We start from the raw sequence: 15,656 nt of genomic DNA, 5'->3' as shown, positions 1-15,656 counted from the left end.
GAGGAATCACATCATGCGCTCACACCGCCTTCTGACGTCCACTTCGCTGGTTCTCGCGGCCGGCCTCGCCCTCACCGCCTGCGGATCGAGCAGCGCCTCGCCCGTGACGGAGGACCAGTCCGAGGAGTTCGGCTTCAACACCGAGGGCCTGCCGATCGTCGACGAGACGCTCTCGCTGACCTTCGGCGGCACCAAGTCCGCGCTGGCCCCCGAGTACTCCGAGATGGAGCTCGTCCAGCAATGGGAGGAGGACACCAACATCGCGATCGAGTGGGAGAACCTGCCCGACCAGGTGTTTGCCGAGAAGAAGAACCTCATGCTGGCCAGCGACAATCTGCCGGACGTCCTCTTCAACACCGGCCTCTCCGATGCGGAGGTCGTCACTAACGGAACCAACGGCACCCTGTTGCCGCTCGAGGACCTCATCGCCGAACACGCCCCGACGCTGTCCGCGATCCTCGAGGAGCGGCCTGACATCCGCGCCGCGATCACGGCCTCCGACGGCCACATCTACACGCTCCCGTCGGTCGAAGAGCTCGGCATCCTGGCCCACCCGAACTTCCTGTTCATCAACAAGACCTGGCTGGACGCGGTCGGGCTGCCCATGCCGGAGACCATCGACGAGTACCACGCCGCGCTGAAGGCGTTCGCGGAGGAGGACCCCAACGGCAACGGCCAGGCGGACGAGATCCCACTGTCCTTCCGCACGGATTCGTTCGCCGCCAACCCCCACGACCTCATCGCGGCGCTCGGCGGCCAGCCGGAGAACAATGACCACCGGATCGTCCGCGACGGCACGGTCGAGTTCACGGCGAACACTGACGGCTACCGACGTGCCGTCGACGAGCTCGGCGATTGGTACGCCGAGGGTCTCATCGACCCCGAGTCGTTCTCGCAGGACGACGTCGCCTACCTGTCCAAGGGCAAGTCCGAGACCCCGATTCTCGGCTCCTTCTTCTGGTGGGAGGGCAAGGAGATGGTCGGCGAGGAGCGGATGGACGACTACGAACTGGTCGGCATCCTCGAGGGCGTCGACGGCGAACGGCTCGCCAGCGTGGCGAACAACCAGGAGATCAGCCGTGGCGCGATGGCCATCACCCGCGCCAACAAATACCCGGCCGCGACCATGCGCTGGGCCGACCGTCTCTTCGATCCGGTCATGTCCGCCCAGTCGAACTGGGGCCCGATCGGCGTGACGCTGGAGGAGGACGAGGACGGCCTGCTCGTGCAGATCCCCGCGGAAGAGGGCGAATCGGAGGGCGAACGCCGTCAGCGCGTCGCCCCGGGCGGTCCGAAGATCACGACGGCGGAGGACTTCGAGACCGTCGTCGCACCGGAGCCGCGCGCCAAGGAGCGCCAGGAGCTGGTCGAGGAGTTCTACACGCCGCACCGCGCCAACGACGCCTATCCGCCCGTCATGCTCTCCAACGAGGAGCTGGACCAGATCTCCTTCCCCAACGCGGACATCAACACGCTCGTACTGGAGAAGTTCGCCAGCTGGATCGTCAACGACAACGTCGACGAGGAGTGGGACAGCTACGTTCAGCAGCTCGACCAGCTGGGCGTCGACGACGTCACCGGCGTCTACCAGGAGGCCTACGACCGTTTCACCTCCGGTGGCGAGTCCTGACCCCGCACCCCCGCAGCACCAACTCAGGAGAACCCTTGACTGAATCACGACCCGCCACGAGCGGCACCATCGCCGAAACCACCGCCTGGCGCCCGGCGGCCCACTTCACCGCCCGGGCTACCTGGCTGAACGACCCCAACGGTCTCGTCTACCACCGGGGCACCTACCACCTGTTCTTCCAGAACAACCCGCACGGGTCGTCGTGGGGGAACATCTCCTGGGGCCACGCGACGTCCACGGATCTCGTCAACTGGACGGAGCTTCCGGTCGCGATCCCCTGCACCGACGAGGAGATGGTCTTCTCCGGCAGCGCGGTCGTCGACCACCGCAACACGGCCGGCTTCGCCGCCGACACGGAGACCGCCCTGGTGGCGGTCTACACCAGCGCGACGACGGCGGCGGACGGCACCGGGCGCCAGGCCCAGTCGCTGGCCTACAGCGTCGACGACGGCGCGACGTGGTCCCGGTACGCCGGGAACCCCGTCCTGGACATCGGCTCCGCCGAGTTCCGGGACCCGAAGGTGTTCTGGTACGGCGGCGACGACGGCCACTGGGTCATGGTGGTGGTCGAGGCGACCGAGCACCGCGTCGTCGTCTACACCTCGCCGGACCTCAAAACCTGGCAACGGGTCTCGGCCTTCGGGCCGGCCCACGCAACGGGAGGCGTCTGGGAGTGCCCGGACCTCTTCCCGCTGCGCGTGGCCGGGACTCAGGAGACGCGCTGGGTGATGATCGTCAGCCTCAACCCGGGCTCCTTCGCCGGCGGGTCCGGCACCCAGTACTTCGTCGGGGACTTCGACGGGGTGAACTTCACGCCCGAGCACCTGACGGCCTCGGACCAGCTCGTCGACTACGACTGGCTGGACTACGGCCGCGACTACTACGCCGCGGTGTCCTTCTCCGACGTCCCAGATGGGCGCCGGTTCATGGTGGGCTGGGCCAGCAACTGGGAGTACGCAGGCGAGACGCCGACGTCCCCATGGCGCTCGTCGATGTCGCTGGTCCGCGAGGTGGACCTGGTCCGCTCCCCGGACGGGCGCCACCGGATCCGACAGCGTCCGGTTCTGCCGAACGACGCGTCCCGGCTGGACCTGCCGCCGGGTGCGACCGCCGTCGCGTCCGGCGGCGACAGCGCGACCGACGACGGCGGCGCGGCCGACGACGGCGGCGCGGCCGGCGTGCTCGTCTTCTCCATGCGCGTCGACGCCGGCGACTCGGCGACCTTCGTCCTGGACGGCGGCGCCGACGGCGAACCGGCAGACGGCGAGGGGCTGCGCATCACCGTCGACGGCAACGCCGGGACCATCTCCTGCGACCGGACCGGGGCCGGCGACACAGGCTTCCACCCGGCCTATGCCTCGGTCGACTGGGCTCCCCTGCCGCCCTCCGATGACGACGCCGACGTGGAGCTGCGCATCGTCGTCGACGCGAGCGTCGTGGAGGTGTACACGGGCGACGGCCTCGTCGCGCTGACCGAACTCGTCTTCCCGGCCCGGCCGTACCGCCGACTGACCCGAGGCTGACGAGGCGCACGCGCCGCGGGCCCCGTCCGAACCGGACGGGGCCCGCGGCGCGTCCGGTGCTAGTAGCTGGCCGGCCCCGCGCCGGAGTCCTCCGCGATGTACTTCGCGGCGAGGGCTTCGGAGCCGCGGGCCAGGATCGCGACGTCGGCCCCGACGTTCACGAAGTCGGCGCCCGCGGCGATGTACTCGCGCGCCTGCGACTCGACGAACGCGTTGACGCCCACGATCTTGCCCGCGGCCTTGACCTCGGCGATGGTCCGCTTGACCGCCGCGACGACGTCCGGGTGGTCCTGCTGCCCGAGCAGGCCCATCGTGGCGGCGAGGTCGGACGGGCCGATGAAGACGCCGTCGATCCCGTCGACCTCGGCGATCCCCGCCGCGTTCTCGACGGCCTCGGCCGACTCGACCTGCACGAGCAGCGTGATGAACTCGTCGGCGCGCGCGAGGTAGTCGGGCACGCGGTTCCAGCGGGCCGAGCGGGCCAGCGCGGAGCCGACCCCGCGCACGCCGGCCGGGGCGTAGCGCACGGCGGAGACGGCGGCCGCGGCGTCGTCGGCCGTGTTGACCATGGGCACGATCAGCGACTGGGCGCCCAGGTCGAGGAACTGCTTGATCAGCACGGCGTCGTTGAACGGGACGCGGACCACGGAGACGCAGTCGTACCCGGCGACCGCGCGCAACTGGGCCAGCACGGACTCGAGGTTGACCGGGCCGTGCTCGGCGTCGATGAGCACGTAGTCGAGCCCGGCCCCGGCGCAGATCTCGGCGGCCCCGGCGTCGCCGGAGCAGACGAACATCCCGGCGACGGTGCGGCCGGCGGGCCGCTCGCCGGCGAACAGGTCCTTGAAGGACTTCGGCGGGTCTAGACGAAACGGCATGTCACCGTCCCCAGCTGGCCGTAGTCGGCGAGGACGGTGTCGCCCTCGTGCACCCACATCGGGCGGGTGAAGGAGCCGGCCAGGATGATCTCGCCGGCCTTGAGCCCGTCGCCGTGCGGGGCGATCTTGTTGGCGAGCCAGTGCACGCCGGAGGCCGGGTGGTTCAGGACGCCGGCGCCGACGCCCGTCTCCTCGACGATCTGGTTCTTGAACAGGATCGCGGAGACCCAGCGCAAGTCGATGTCGTTCGGCCGCACCGGGTTGCCGCCGATGACCATGGAGCCCATCGCCGCGTTGTCGGAGATGGTGTCGACGATGGTGCGCCCCTCCATCTCGATGCGCGAGTCGAGGATCTCGAGGGCCGGCACCACGTAGTCGGTGGCGTCCAGGACGTCGAAGATGGTCGCGCCGGGCCCGCTGATGTCCTTGCCGAGCTTGAAGGCGAGCTCCACCTCGACGCGCGGGTGGGTGTAGTCGGCCCACGTGATCTCGACGCCGGTCTCGTGGATCATGTCGTCGAAGATGATGCCGTAGTCCGGTTCGGTGATGCCCGTGGCCATCTGCATGGCGCGGGAGGTCAGGCCGATCTTGCGGCCGGCGAGCCGGCGCCCGTTCTCCTCGCTGCGCTTGCGCCACAGGTTCTGGACCCGGTAGGAGTCCTCGATGGTCATCTCCGGGTAGCGGGCCGTGAGCCGCGCCACCGGGGTGCGGTTCTGTCCTGCCGCGACCAGTTCGTCCGCTATCTGCGTGATGGTCTCGTCACTGAGCATGCGTGCGCCTTCCGCCTCTTTGCGAATCCGCCGGGTCTCCGGCGGCCTGTCACAGGGAACGGCCGGCGTGAGTCCGCCGGCCGCCCGTTCGTGACCATGCTAACGCGGAGGTACCGCCCGCGGCCTGTTCTTGACTCCCGCCGACATCCGCGGTGCGCGCAGCGTCAACGGCTCGTCGCCGGGCTTCAACGAGGGCTCACGTGCGGTTGCCGTTGATGCTGGCGAGCAGGTCCTCGAAAGGCATCGACGTCATATCCGCGGCCTCGCGCTCGGCCCGCAGGTCCTTGCGGCTGGGTGCGATGCTGCGCGAGGTGAGGTCCGCCGAGAGGTCCTCGTCGTCGCCGACGATGCCGAACTCGGCCCCGGAGGTCCGCGGTACGACGACGCCCGCTCCCCCGGGTGCAGCGGTGCCGGGCGCTCCGGGTCCGCCGCCGTCCGCCGACGCGGGTGCCGGCAGGGAGGCGCCGGCGGCGAGGGCGAGGGCCAGCTCGCGCCCGGCGCGCTGGGCGCGAGCGGTGAGCGCGCCGCCGTCGTTCCCGGATCCTTCCGCGACGCCCCAGTCGTCGGGGCCGGCGAAGACGCCGGTGGGCATGATGTCCGACTTGAGGTAGCTGAAGATGGGGCGCATGACGTAGTCGATCACCATCGAGTGCCGGGCCGAGCCGCCCGTGGCCGCGACGATGACCGGCACGCCCTCGAAGCCCTTCGGGTCGAGGACGTCGAGGAAGGACTTGAACAGGCCGGAGACGGAGGCCGTGAAGACGGGGCTCACGGCGACCAGCGCGTCGGCGTCGGCCACCTGGTCGATGACCTCCTGCAGACGCGGGCTGGCGTAGCGGGAGACCATGTTGCTGGCGATCTCGCCGGCGTACTCGCGCAGCTCGATGACCTCGACCCGGGCCCTTCCGCCCAGGGATTCGATGGAGTCCTTGGCGGCTTCGGCGATCTGGTCGCCGAGCATGCGGCTGGTCGAGGGGACTCCCAGTCCGCCCGAGACCACCACGATGTTCCTGGTTGCTGCAGTGACGTTGTCGACACCCATGGCCGGCTCCTCTCCTCACGGCCGACAGGCCGTGGTCTGCGGCGTCCGGTGCTCCCGAACCCCGTTCGCTTCTATGCGTTTGCATATAAAACCGCAAGGGGTCCCGGGGTATTCCCAGCCGGTCTCCCGGCGCTCAGGGTCTCGGGCGCAGCATCGTCGGCAGGATGAGGAGCATGAACAGCACCACGGCGAACACGCCGCCGCCGATCCACCAGGCGGCCTCGATGTCGAGGGCCACGTCGACCACGAAGAAGACGGCCAGGCTGATCACGAACCCCACGGCCAGAGTCGCGATCCTGACCACGCGGTGCCCGTAGCGGACGGTCCGCTGCTTGACCCGGCGCTGGAAGAAGCGGCGGTGGATCGCCACCGGGACCATCAGCAAGCCGGTCACCAGCGCAGCTGAAACGAGCAGCACCACGTAGACCCCCACCTGGAAGTCGCCGAGGTCTTTGAACGAGGAGTGGAACGGAAGCGTCAACAGGAACGCGGTCATGATCTGCGATCCGGTCTGCATCACGCGCAGCTCCTGGAGCAGCTCGAGCCAGTTCCGGTCGAGCCGCTCGGCCGCGCTTTCGTCGCGCTCGTAGTGGACGTCCGGCTCCGCACCGCGCCGCTTCTTCGGTCGCTCCATGCTTGGCAGGATAACCCCGGACCGGGTGAGTGAACAGACGCTGGCGAGTATCTGGGAATACCCTGACTCCCCTAGCCAGCCCGGTGGGCCGGGGCTAGCGTGGCTGATGTCAGCGCACGTCATGTACAGGAGGGTCTAGATGGCACAAACCAACGATTCCCGTTTCACCGTTCCCGGGCTCTCGCTCGAGGACGGTCACCGCGTCGCTTCGTCCCTGCAGGAGCGGCTGCACACCCTCAACGACCTGCAGCTCACGCTCAAGCACGCGCACTGGAACGTGGTCGGGCCCGGATTCATCTCGGTGCACGAGATGCTCGATCCGCAGATCGACCTCGTCCGCAGTTTCGTCGACGAGGTCGCCGAGCGCATGGCGACCCTGGGCGTGCCGCCGAACGGTCTGCCCGGCGCTCTCGTCGCGAGCCGCGAATGGGACGACTACGACGTCGGCCGCGGAAGCACCCAGGAGCACCTCGCCGCGCTCGACCACGTCTACAACGGCGTCATCTCGTCCCACCGGGACGTCATCGGCGTCGTCGCGGACGTCGACCCGGTCACCGAGGACATGCTCATCGGGCAGACCGCGAAGCTCGAGCTCTTCCAGTGGTTCGTGCGCAGCCACCTGGAGAACGATTTCGGCGAACTCGCCGACTGATTCAACCCGACGAAACCAACCACCGCAGGAGGAAGCATGTCGCTGTCCGACAAGTTCTCGAACAAGGCCCAGGAAGTCTCCGGCAAGGCCAAGGAAGCCGCCGGCGAGGCCACCGACAACCAGGATCTCGAGGCCGAGGGCCGCAAGGACCAGGCCGAGGCCGGCCTGAAGCAGGCCGGCGAGAAGGTGGCCGACGCGGCGAAGTCCGCCGCCGACCGCTTCAAGAAGTAGGCCGCCCCCCCTCTCTGAATCGCCGGCCCGCGTCCCGAACTTCGGGACGCGGGCCGGCGCGCGTCCGGAGGACAATGAACCCATGACACCGATCTCCGAGGACTACCTGGACGAGCTCCGACGGCTGCGGCGCGCCCGGGACCGGATGGACCGCGAATTCGCCCAGCCGCTCGACGTCCCGGCTCTGGCCAAGACGGCGTTCATGTCTTCGGCGCACTTCAGCCGCCGGTTCCGCGAAGCCTACGGCGAAACCCCCTACTCGTACCTGATGACGCGGCGCATCGAGCGGGCCAAGGCCCTGCTGCGCCGCGGGGACATGTCGGTCACCGACGTCTGCTTCGCCGTCGGCGCGATGAGCCTCGGATCGTTTTCCTCGAAATTCACCCAGCTGGTCGGCGAGACGCCGAGCGCCTACCGGGCCCGCGACCACTCGCAGATGCAGGACCTGCGCGTCTGCCAGGTCATGTCGGTGACCCGCCCGCGCAAACCGAGCAGTTCTGGAGAAGCGCCGGCGCAGCCGGACCCGTAGCGTTCAGGTCATGAGCATCTCACTGAGCCAAGTCCATGTGTACGCAGACGACGCCGACGCCGCCCTGGCCTTCTACCGCGACGCGCTCGGCCTGAGCATCGGGTTCGAGGTGGAGAACGAGGGCTTCCGGTACATCACCCTGGTCCCCGAGGCCCAGCCGGACGTGAAACTGGTCCTCTTCCATCCGCGCGCCGGCCGCTCGCCGGAGGACGGCGACGCGATCGCCGCCCTCCTGGCCAAGGGCGAGCTCGGCAGCATCCACCTGCGGTCCGACGACCTGGAGGCGACCTTCACGAAGATCGCCGAGACGCCGGGCGCCGAGATCGTGCAGGAGCCGGCGGATCAGCCCTGGGGTGTGCGCGACGGCGCCGTCCGTGACCCCGCCGGCAATCTGGTCCGCATCGAGCAGGGCTGAGACGGGCCCCTACGGCGAGGGCTTGCCGCCGTTGACGTTCAGGGTCTCGCCCAGCACGTAGCCGGCCTCGTCGGTGGCCAGGAAGACGTACGGCGCGGCAAGCTCCGCCGGCTGTCCGGCGCGCCCCAGCGGAACGTTCTGCCCGAAGGTCGGCAGGCGGTCCTTCGGCTGCCCGTCGGATACCTGCAACGGCGTCCAGACCGGCCCCGGCGCCACGGCGTTTACCCGGATACCGCGGGGCCCGAGCTGCTCGGCGAGGCCTTTGGTGAACGCGTTGATCGCGGCCTTGGTCGTCGCATAGTCGAGCAGGTGCGCCGACGGCTGGTAGGCCTGGATCGACGTCGTGTTGATGATCGACGCGCCTTCCGGGAGGTGCCTGAGTGCCGCCCGGGAGAGGGTGAACATGGCCAGGATGTTGACCTGGAACGTCGTCTCGACCTGTTCGTCGTCGAGGTCCTCCAACCGCTCCGCGAAGACCTGCTTGCCGGCGTTGTTGACCAGGATGTCCAGCCCGCACAGCGCCTCCGCGGCGTCGTCGACGAGCCGGCCGCGGTACTCGAGATCGAGCAGGTCTCCGGGCAGGCCCACCGCAGTGCGGCCGGCGGCCTCGATCTGGGAGAGGACGCGCCGGGCGTCCTCTTCCTCGGCGGGCAGGTAGGCGATCGCGACGTCCGCGCCCTCGCGCGCGTACGCGATGGCGACTGCCGCCCCGATGCCGGAGTCGCCGCCGGTAATGAGCGCCTTGCGGCCGGCGAGCCGGCCGGAACCCCGGTACGTCTCCTCGCCGTGGTCCGCCCGCGGTTCGAGCTTCGCGTCGAGCCCGGGCTCGGGCTGGTCCTGTTTCGGGGGCGAGACCTGCGGGTACTTCGTGACCGGGTTGTCGAGACGCGCCTGACCCTTATCCGGCATCGAATCGCTCCTCTTCGTCGTTGGGCCCCTCGGCTCCTTCAGTCGTCTCCTCGCCCGTCCCGTCGGGAAGGTTCGCGGGATCGGGTCGCGATTGGCCCGATTCGGCCTCGGGTTCGTCGGGCAGAGGCGGGGGCGGGAAGATTTCCCCGCCCCTGGGGTCGGTCGCGTCGTGGAGGGGATCCTCCTCGTCGAGGGTCGATGGCTCGTCCTGGGATCCACCGGTTCCCGGCTGGGTGTCACGGCCGTCCTCGGGCGTCATGCCCGGCAGGCCGTTGTCTGGGTCGGTGTAGGGATCTTCGCTTCGCATGGTTCCTCCCGCTTTCGGTTGGAAGTGGGTACGGGTGCGCTACGAGTTCCGCAACGCGTCGATGAGCTCGGCCTTGCGCATATCCGAGTAGCCGTCCAGGCCGATCTCGCGTGCACGGTCCTTGAGTTCGTCGACCGTCCAGTCTTCGTAGCTGCCCGAGGAGCCACCGCGCTCGCCGACGGCCGAGCGGCCGTCGCGTGCGGCGGCGTTGGCGATTCTCGCCGCCTTCTGCTTGGAGGCGCCGTCCTCGCGGAGTTCCTCGTACAGTTCGTCGTCCTTGATCTGCGGGGTGTCGTCCCGCTCTTCCTTCGGCATGTTCCACCTCCGGATCTGGTTGGTTCCGTCAGCGTATGCCGCGCACTGGTGGACTCGTCAACAGCGCTGAGTCCATCCGTCGAACCTTCCGTGCAAGCTCCCAGCTTCCCCGGAGACTTCCCCGGGTTTCAGTCATAGAGTGGAGGGAAAGGGACGACCAGTACGGAGGAAACGATGGGCGAGTCGAGCGTTGCCGAGGTGATGGCCGAGCTGGCCGACCTCGAGGACCCGAAGATGCGTGCCGCCAACGAGAAGCGCGGCGACGACCACGGGGTGAACCTGACGAAGCTGCGCGCCGTGGCGGCGCGCCTGAAGAAGCAGCAGGAGCTCGCCCGCGAGCTGTGGGCCACCGATGTCACCGCGGCCCGGTTGCTGGCCCTGCTCATCTGCCGCCCGAAGGAGTTCGGCCGGGACGAGCTGGACTCGATGCTCCGCGAGGCGCGTGCGCCGAAGGTCCACGACTGGCTGGTGAACTACGTCGTCAAGAAGAGCCCGCACGCGGAGGAGCTGCGCCTCGCCTGGCATGAGGATGCGGACCCCGTGGTGGCGAGCGCCGGGTGGGCGCTGACCGCCTGGCGCGTCGAGAGGAAACCGGACGGCCTCGACCTGTCCGCACTGCTCGACACGATCGAGGCGGAGATGAAGGAGGCGCCGGACCGGCTGCAGTGGGCCATGAACACCTGCCTGGGCCACATCGGCATCGAGCACCCCGGGCACCGGGCCCGCGCCCTGGCGATCGGCGAACGCCTGCGGGTCCTGGAGGACTACCCGACACCGCCGAACTGCACCTCCCCCTTCGCCCCGATCTGGATCAACGAGATCGTCCGGCGCCGCGAACAGGGCTGAACCCCCGCGCAGCGCGTGGCTCCCATCACGAAGTTCGTTCGGGCAAACATCCAACGTCTAATGTTTAGGCATGACATCTGAGGCCACGCAGCACCCGCCCCGGTCGACCACGGCTCCGGAAGAGTCCGCGACAGCGACGATCGCCGTCGAGCCGTCCGGGCCCGCCCGGAAGTCCGCCGGGCCGCGCCGCCGCCCGGGGTGGGTGAAGGGGCTGCTGGCGGTCGTCGCCGTCGTGCTGGTGGGTTTGAACCTGCGCGCCGGCATCGCCTCCGCCGCTCCCCTCTTCCACGATCTGGAGGGACTGCTCGGCTACAGCACGCTCGTGGCCTCGCTGCTTCCCACGATCCCGGTGCTGTGCTTCGCCTTCGCCGGGGCCGGCACCGCGTGGCTGGTCAAGCGGGTCGGCCTGGAGTGGGCGCTCGCGATCGCGCTCCTGCTGCTCTCGCTGGGGCTCGCGGTGCGCGCGTTCGAATCCACGTGGGTCCTGCTCGCCGGGACGGTGCTGGGCATGTCCGGGCTGGCGGTCTGCAACGTGACCATGCCGTCCTTCATCCGCGAGCACCACCGGGACCGGACCGCGCTGATGACCGCGACCTACAGCGTGACCATGTCGGTGGGTGCGACGACGGCGGCCGCCTTCGCCGTCCCGATCGCGTCCCAGCTGGGCTCGCCCACGCTCGGGCTGGCCGCGTGGGCGGTTCCGGCCGCCCTGGCCCTGGTCCTGTTCCTGCCGCTGGCGATCGCAGGCAGCCGCAGCGCCGGACCGGCCCTGCCCCACGTCTCCCCCTGGCCGATGCTGGCCACCCGCAAGGGCCTGCTGTTCACGTCCCTCTTCTCGGTGCAGGCCCTGCTGGTCTACACGCTGCTGAGCTGGATGCCGCACATGCTGATCTCGCGCGGGCTCGATGCAGCGACGGCGGGCTTCATGCTGGGCCTGGTCCAGGCGGTCAGCATCCCGACTGTGCTGATCATGCTCTGGATGGCGTCGAAGCCGGCCCTGCTGCGCCCCGCCTTCCTGCTCACCTGCACCGCCTCGATCGCCGGCTACACGACCCTGCTGCTGCTCCCCGCCGAGCTCGCCATGATCCCCGCACTGCTCACGGGCCTCGGACTCGGCCTCTTCCCGCTCCTGATGCTCATGATCAGCCGCAGCGGCGAGAGCGCCAGCGAGACGACGGCGCTCTCCACGCTCGCCCAGTCGGTCGGCTACCTCGTCGCCGCGGCCGGCCCCTTCGGCCTCGGCATGCTGCAGGGCGCGCTGGGCTCGTGGACCGTCCCGCTGATGATTCTCGTGGCGTGCACCCTGGTACAGCTCGTGCTGAGCTACCGGATCAGCGGCCTCGGCAGGACCCGGCCCGCCGCGGCGGATGCCCCCGCGCCCGCCTCCCCGGAGGCGCGGCCATGAGCGCCTCGGCGCTGCGGCCGCCGCTCGCCGGCGAAGTCGTCACCCGCCTGCGCGACGCCGTCGCCTCCGGCCGCTGGAGGGTCGGCGACCGGATCCCCCCGGAACACGAACTCGTGACCGAGTTCGGCGTCTCCCGCGGCACCCTGCGGGAGGCCGTGAAGGCTCTGGCCCACACCGGCGTCCTCGAGGTGCTGCGCGGCGACGGCACCTACGTCCGGGCGACGAGCGAGATCAGCGGCACGGCCCAGCGGGTCTACCGCGAGCACGCGGACGAGGACGTGCTCCAGGCTCGGTTCGCGCTCGATACCCAGACGGCCCGGCTCGCAGCCCGAGCCGCCGACGCCGCCGTCGTCGCCGACGTGCGCGGCCTGCTCGCGCAGCGCCGCGCCGCGTGGTCCGCCGCGGACTACGAGGCGTGGTCGGCCGCGGACTGGGCCTTCCACCTGAAGATCGCGGAGGCCTCCGGCAACCAGCTGCTCTTCGAGCTCTACGACAGCTTCGGGGACGTCTTCCACGGCACCAAGATGGTCCAGCGGCTCGAGGCCGGGTTCGACGGCTGCCTCAGAGAGGGCCACGACGAACTGGCCGACGCGATCGAGGCCGGCGACGGCGACGCCGCCGTCCGCACGGTCATCGCGAACCTCGACTACTGCATGGGCTGGGTCCCGGGCCGGTAGGCCCTCCCGCGTGCCGACCGGGGGCCAGGACGCGCAGGAGGGGTTGATGCCCTTGCTTCACAAATCTAGTTCTTGATGTAGCTGTTGAGGTTCAGTAAGTACTTACTGGCGACGTCGGCGTCGAACTCCGTGTAGGCCGTATTCAACTGGTCGTCGCAACAGTTGGCTGTCGGACTGATCGTAGCTGATCTTCGAAGGCCTCTGCTGGTGATTTCCATCCGAGGATTCCGCGAGGCCGGTTGTTGATGGCGGTGGCAATCGCCGCGATCTCGACAGCACTCCATCGTGAGAGATTGGTGCCTTTCGGGAAGTACTGGCGTATCAATCCGTTGAGGTGCTCGTTGCTGCCGCGCTGCCAGGGGCTCTTGGCGTCCGCGAAGTACACCGGGACTGTGGTTTCCTCGGTGAAGAGCGCGTGAGCTGAGAGTTCCTTGCCCCGGTCCCACGTCAATGAACGACGCAACGCTGCGGGAAGTGAACTCATCGACTTGATCAGGGCATCCTTCATCGTCAGTGCCCCGTAGCCAGCCAGTGCGGGCCCGTTCTTCTTGGGCGCGAGAACCCCATAGCCGGGTTGTCTGGGCAGGTGCACCAGTATCGCGTAGCGGGTCGTGCGCTCGATGAGGGTTGCTATGGCGGAGCGCTTGAGCCCGATGATCAGATCGCCTTCCCAGTGGCCGGCGATCTTGCGGTCCTCAACTTCCTTGGGGCGCTTGTCGAGCACGGTGTCCTCGGTAACGTGGGCCCACGTCTGCTGGCGAGTGCGTGCTCGGGGCATCCGTTTCGTGCGGCCTCTGCGCAGGTGCCATGACTGTCTACGTTCGAGGCCGCCTCGGGACTCGACGTAGAGCGACTGGTAGATGGCCTCATGGGAGATCCTCATCGTCGAATCATCCGGGAATTCCAACGGCAGCCGTTTGGCGATCTGCTGGGGACTCCACGCCGTCACCCACTCACGATCGCCGCGATGTGGCTTATTCTTCCCATCCCAGACCGGCCCCGTGGGGCCGACGACCTCGCCCTCGGCGGTGACGATTTCGCCGCTGAGCTTCTCCTGAACGTACTGACGAAGCCGTTCCCTGGTGACCAGTTTCGCAGCCTTCGGCCGGGCCGAACGTCGCTCGGCATGCCATTGTGCGGTCGAAGCTTTGTACTCCAGCTGATACGTCCTCGTCGAGGCGTTGCGGCGCAGCTCCCTCGAGATCGTCGACGGACTGCGGTTCAGCCGGCGGGCGATCTCACGGACTCCCACTTTCTGGGCACGCCATAAGGCGATGTTCTCCCGCTCCGCAGAGCAGATATATCGCCCGGATACAGTGGAAGGCAATTGAGGATTCACTCCGCCAGCATGCCGGAACCAGCGGTGAGCTACAGGTTCAGAGACCCCGGCCGCCTGACCGGCTTCCCGCGTCTTTGCCCCAACTGCGATGGCCTGCCAGAACCGTACCCGGTCCTCACGCCGGGCCCTTCCGGACCCTCGCAGGCGTCGAGTTCGCGACGGCCGGCTGGGTCGATTGGTACAACAACCGGCGCCTCCACGGCTCGCTCGGGATGCTCACCCCGATAGAGTTTGAGACGCTCCACTACGAGGCCCTCACCCGAGAGCCCGCACCCACAAAGTAGCGGCAGAGAACCTGAGCCGATTCAGGCCGCCGATGAGCCTTCGATGGGGTCGATAGCACTGTCCGGCCTGCCGGCGGTGAGGGGAGCACCAGGTGTGGCCCCTTACGCCACCCCGTTGACTGAGACAAAAAACACACATAGCTTGAACTAAGCATCCGCTACTAGATTGGAAGAACATGTTTGAGGTATTCCGGGGCAAGAAGCCCTTTGCTCTGATTGCCGCCTTGTTCCTTGCCATCACGCTTGTCGGTCCTCCCGCTGCGACGGCTTCCGCAGGACAACTCGCGACCGCACCAACAGTCCAGGCCGAAGCAACGCTGGCGCCCGAGGCTCAGTCCATGGCGGTCTGGGTTCCGTGGGACGGGGCCAAGATTTCGACCGCTGCCAAGTGTGAAAACCGCCGTCAGTGGCTGATCGCCAACGACCCAGACATCACTGCATCAAATTCTGATTGCTGGGACTATGTAACATCCACGTGCCCGCCGAGGCGCTACTGGCTTGTCGTGGTGAGGGCGGCATACTTCGCCTCCCCCGCCAAGGAGGAGCTCCTTCGCTCACAGGACGAACCGTCCGCGTTGAGCTGCTAAGTGGTCGAGTACATTCATGGGGCAGGTGAAGTTCTCACCGTCACCCCAAGAACCTCGGGCTCAATGCCAGCACTTGTGGTCCAGGCGCCAACAAGCATCTACTCGATTCTGATTACAGACGACAGTTTGGCGGCGCTCAAAAAACTCCATGAAGATCCCGCCGGCGTCAAAATCATTTTCTCTGGCCCGCTTCGCGACGACCGCAACGGTGGCCACCCACGCGTTCACGCGCAATCGGTCGGCGTCGATGTCCTGGATCTACCCAATTTTCCGAGGGAGGATCATGGCGTACCTGAATGATGGTGGAGTCATTCGTCACCTAGTGGAGCTTGACCCACCGGGCGCCCGGCCAGGGGTAGACACCGGAAAGAACGTCGTAGCGACAGTAGAGACGCACCCGCAAGACGACTTTGAGTGCAGCCGCACCTACGACTTACACATAAGTGGCCAACTGGCGACGGAAACCCTCAGGATCTACTCGCAGGCGCCAAGTGTCACCTTCGTGTTCTCCGGCCATCTGAGAACGGAGAACGACGCCAATGGCCTGGCTCGCCACATGGTCTCGGTGCAAAATATCGGCGTCTCGATCCAAAAGTAAAGCCTGCCCTATAACAATCTAGACGGTATGTAGTAGGGCCGGTCCATTTCGTAGGACTGGAACCTCGCGTTCAAAGGGTCTTCGT

At 68.1% G+C, this 15,656-nt stretch carries 20 protein-coding genes and 1 pseudogene; 13 read left to right on the top strand and 8 right to left on the bottom strand.

Annotated features, from left to right (window positions below):
• Positions 1–13: 13 nt before the first annotated feature.
• Positions 14–1,630 carry an ABC transporter substrate-binding protein gene (locus IE069_RS10875; protein WP_189350429.1) on the top strand — a complete coding sequence of 539 codons (1,617 nt, stop codon included), beginning with the start codon at positions 14–16 and terminating at the stop codon, positions 1,628–1,630.
• Positions 1,631–1,665: 35 nt separating this feature from the next.
• Positions 1,666–3,153, top strand: coding sequence for a glycoside hydrolase family 32 protein (locus IE069_RS10870; protein ID WP_189350427.1), 1,488 nt, complete (start codon positions 1,666–1,668; stop codon positions 3,151–3,153).
• Between the two features lie 59 nt (positions 3,154–3,212).
• Here IE069_RS10870 and IE069_RS10865 read toward each other — a convergent pair whose 3' ends face one another.
• The 4 genes from IE069_RS10865 to IE069_RS10850 form a co-directional block, all read right to left on the bottom strand.
• Positions 3,213–4,031, bottom strand: coding sequence for an HpcH/HpaI aldolase family protein (locus tag IE069_RS10865; RefSeq protein WP_189350425.1), 819 nt, complete (start codon positions 4,029–4,031; stop codon positions 3,213–3,215).
• A complete protein-coding gene (hpaH, locus tag IE069_RS10860; protein WP_189350423.1) occupies positions 4,016–4,801 on the bottom strand; it encodes a 2-oxo-hept-4-ene-1,7-dioate hydratase in 786 nt (261 codons plus the stop codon). Before hpaH ends, IE069_RS10865 begins: the two co-directional genes overlap by 16 nt.
• Before the next feature lie 196 nt (positions 4,802–4,997).
• Complete coding sequence (locus IE069_RS10855) at positions 4,998–5,843, bottom strand: CE1759 family FMN reductase (RefSeq protein WP_189350421.1); 846 nt, start codon at positions 5,841–5,843, stop codon at positions 4,998–5,000.
• Positions 5,844–5,976: 133 nt separating this feature from the next.
• A complete protein-coding gene (locus IE069_RS10850; protein ID WP_229791093.1) occupies positions 5,977–6,477 on the bottom strand; it encodes a DUF6328 family protein in 501 nt (166 codons plus the stop codon).
• A 139-nt stretch (positions 6,478–6,616) separates the two neighbouring features.
• On the opposite strand from IE069_RS10850, the gene IE069_RS10845 reads away from it, so the two are divergent.
• The 4 genes from IE069_RS10845 to IE069_RS10830 all read left to right on the top strand — a co-directional run bounded on the left by IE069_RS10845 (position 6,617) and on the right by IE069_RS10830 (position 8,304).
• Complete coding sequence (locus tag IE069_RS10845; RefSeq protein ID WP_189350419.1) at positions 6,617–7,129, top strand: Dps family protein; 513 nt, start codon at positions 6,617–6,619, stop codon at positions 7,127–7,129.
• A gap of 36 nt (positions 7,130–7,165) precedes the next feature.
• Positions 7,166–7,360, top strand: coding sequence for a CsbD family protein (locus IE069_RS10840; protein WP_189350416.1), 195 nt, complete (start codon positions 7,166–7,168; stop codon positions 7,358–7,360).
• Between the two features lie 82 nt (positions 7,361–7,442).
• On the top strand, positions 7,443–7,889 hold the full coding sequence (locus tag IE069_RS10835; RefSeq protein WP_189350415.1) for a helix-turn-helix transcriptional regulator: 447 nt from the start codon (positions 7,443–7,445) through the stop codon (positions 7,887–7,889).
• Positions 7,890–7,899: 10 nt separating this feature from the next.
• Positions 7,900–8,304: a VOC family protein gene (locus IE069_RS10830; RefSeq protein WP_189350413.1), complete on the top strand. Its 405-nt coding sequence runs from the start codon at positions 7,900–7,902 to the stop codon at positions 8,302–8,304.
• Positions 8,305–8,313: 9 nt separating this feature from the next.
• On the opposite strand, the gene IE069_RS10825 is transcribed toward IE069_RS10830, so the two are convergent.
• From IE069_RS10825 to IE069_RS10815, 3 genes are read right to left on the bottom strand one after another with little or no spacing between them, the layout of a single operon-like run.
• Positions 8,314–9,213, bottom strand: coding sequence for an SDR family oxidoreductase (locus tag IE069_RS10825; protein WP_189350411.1), 900 nt, complete (start codon positions 9,211–9,213; stop codon positions 8,314–8,316).
• The gene (locus IE069_RS10820; protein WP_189350408.1) at positions 9,203–9,520 is read right to left on the bottom strand and encodes a hypothetical protein; all 318 of its coding nucleotides are present in this window, start codon (positions 9,518–9,520) and stop codon (positions 9,203–9,205) included. The genes IE069_RS10825 and IE069_RS10820 overlap by 11 nt, the downstream gene beginning before the upstream one ends.
• 39 nt (positions 9,521–9,559) lie before the next feature.
• Positions 9,560–9,835 (bottom strand): DUF7218 family protein, encoded by a 276-nt coding sequence (locus tag IE069_RS10815; RefSeq protein ID WP_189350406.1) that lies wholly within the window; start codon positions 9,833–9,835, stop codon positions 9,560–9,562.
• Between the two features lie 174 nt (positions 9,836–10,009).
• On the opposite strand from IE069_RS10815, the gene IE069_RS10810 reads away from it, so the two are divergent.
• The 3 genes from IE069_RS10810 (at position 10,010) to IE069_RS10800 (ending at position 12,763) form a co-directional block, all read left to right on the top strand.
• Positions 10,010–10,681 (top strand): DNA alkylation repair protein, encoded by a 672-nt coding sequence (locus tag IE069_RS10810; protein ID WP_189350404.1) that lies wholly within the window; start codon positions 10,010–10,012, stop codon positions 10,679–10,681.
• A gap of 70 nt (positions 10,682–10,751) precedes the next feature.
• Positions 10,752–12,086: an MFS transporter gene (locus IE069_RS10805; protein ID WP_189350402.1), complete on the top strand. Its 1,335-nt coding sequence runs from the start codon at positions 10,752–10,754 to the stop codon at positions 12,084–12,086.
• Positions 12,083–12,763, top strand: a complete 681-nt coding sequence (locus IE069_RS10800; RefSeq protein WP_189350400.1) for a FadR/GntR family transcriptional regulator — start codon at positions 12,083–12,085, stop codon at positions 12,761–12,763. Before IE069_RS10805 ends, IE069_RS10800 begins: the two co-directional genes overlap by 4 nt.
• Before the next feature lie 142 nt (positions 12,764–12,905).
• On the opposite strand, the gene IE069_RS10795 is transcribed toward IE069_RS10800, so the two are convergent.
• Positions 12,906–14,246 carry an IS30 family transposase gene (locus tag IE069_RS10795; protein WP_229791108.1) on the bottom strand — a complete coding sequence of 447 codons (1,341 nt, stop codon included), beginning with the start codon at positions 14,244–14,246 and terminating at the stop codon, positions 12,906–12,908.
• Between IE069_RS10795 and IE069_RS10790 the strand changes: the two are divergent.
• The 4 genes and pseudogenes from IE069_RS10790 to IE069_RS10775 all read left to right on the top strand — a co-directional run.
• Positions 14,219–14,386: pseudogene (locus tag IE069_RS10790) on the top strand (integrase core domain-containing protein); the annotation flags it as partial. The gene IE069_RS10795 and the pseudogene IE069_RS10790 sit on opposite strands and share 28 nt — an antisense overlap.
• 176 nt (positions 14,387–14,562) lie before the next feature.
• A complete protein-coding gene (locus tag IE069_RS10785; RefSeq protein WP_189350394.1) occupies positions 14,563–14,973 on the top strand; it encodes a hypothetical protein in 411 nt (136 codons plus the stop codon).
• Positions 14,974–15,273, top strand: a complete 300-nt coding sequence (locus IE069_RS10780) for a hypothetical protein (RefSeq protein ID WP_189350392.1) — start codon at positions 14,974–14,976, stop codon at positions 15,271–15,273.
• Entirely contained in the window at positions 15,257–15,571 is a 315-nt protein-coding gene (locus IE069_RS10775) for a hypothetical protein (protein WP_189350390.1), read from the top strand. Before IE069_RS10780 ends, IE069_RS10775 begins: the two co-directional genes overlap by 17 nt.
• Positions 15,572–15,656 lie beyond the last annotated feature (85 nt).

The sequence above is a fragment of the Zhihengliuella salsuginis genome, assembly GCF_014651715.1.
Lineage (GTDB): Bacteria > Actinomycetota > Actinomycetes > Actinomycetales > Micrococcaceae > Zhihengliuella > Zhihengliuella salsuginis.
This window is presented reverse-complemented; position numbering and strand designations above follow the sequence as displayed.

Bases quoted from the DNA above. Each gene is read 5' to 3' on its own strand.
- IE069_RS10855 (WP_189350421.1), bottom strand. From the start codon at position 5,843: ATGGGTGTCGACAACGTCACTGCAGCAACCAGGAACATCGTGGTGGTC.
- IE069_RS10815 (WP_189350406.1), bottom strand. From the start codon at position 9,835: ATGCCGAAGGAAGAGCGGGACGACACCCCGCAGATCAAGGACGACGAA.
- IE069_RS10865 (WP_189350425.1), bottom strand. From the start codon at position 4,031: ATGCCGTTTCGTCTAGACCCGCCGAAGTCCTTCAAGGACCTGTTCGCC.
- IE069_RS10820 (WP_189350408.1), bottom strand. From the start codon at position 9,520: ATGCGAAGCGAAGATCCCTACACCGACCCAGACAACGGCCTGCCGGGC.
- IE069_RS10825 (WP_189350411.1), bottom strand. From the start codon at position 9,213: ATGCCGGATAAGGGTCAGGCGCGTCTCGACAACCCGGTCACGAAGTAC.
- IE069_RS10840 (WP_189350416.1), top strand. From the start codon at position 7,166: ATGTCGCTGTCCGACAAGTTCTCGAACAAGGCCCAGGAAGTCTCCGGC.
- IE069_RS10835 (WP_189350415.1), top strand. From the start codon at position 7,443: ATGACACCGATCTCCGAGGACTACCTGGACGAGCTCCGACGGCTGCGG.
- IE069_RS10810 (WP_189350404.1), top strand. From the start codon at position 10,010: ATGGGCGAGTCGAGCGTTGCCGAGGTGATGGCCGAGCTGGCCGACCTC.
- hpaH (WP_189350423.1), bottom strand. From the start codon at position 4,801: ATGCTCAGTGACGAGACCATCACGCAGATAGCGGACGAACTGGTCGCG.
- IE069_RS10775 (WP_189350390.1), top strand. From the start codon at position 15,257: ATGGCGTACCTGAATGATGGTGGAGTCATTCGTCACCTAGTGGAGCTT.
- IE069_RS10845 (WP_189350419.1), top strand. From the start codon at position 6,617: ATGGCACAAACCAACGATTCCCGTTTCACCGTTCCCGGGCTCTCGCTC.
- IE069_RS10830 (WP_189350413.1), top strand. From the start codon at position 7,900: ATGAGCATCTCACTGAGCCAAGTCCATGTGTACGCAGACGACGCCGAC.
- IE069_RS10800 (WP_189350400.1), top strand. From the start codon at position 12,083: ATGAGCGCCTCGGCGCTGCGGCCGCCGCTCGCCGGCGAAGTCGTCACC.
- IE069_RS10875 (WP_189350429.1), top strand. From the start codon at position 14: ATGCGCTCACACCGCCTTCTGACGTCCACTTCGCTGGTTCTCGCGGCC.
- IE069_RS10805 (WP_189350402.1), top strand. From the start codon at position 10,752: ATGACATCTGAGGCCACGCAGCACCCGCCCCGGTCGACCACGGCTCCG.
- IE069_RS10785 (WP_189350394.1), top strand. From the start codon at position 14,563: ATGTTTGAGGTATTCCGGGGCAAGAAGCCCTTTGCTCTGATTGCCGCC.
- IE069_RS10850 (WP_229791093.1), bottom strand. From the start codon at position 6,477: ATGGAGCGACCGAAGAAGCGGCGCGGTGCGGAGCCGGACGTCCACTAC.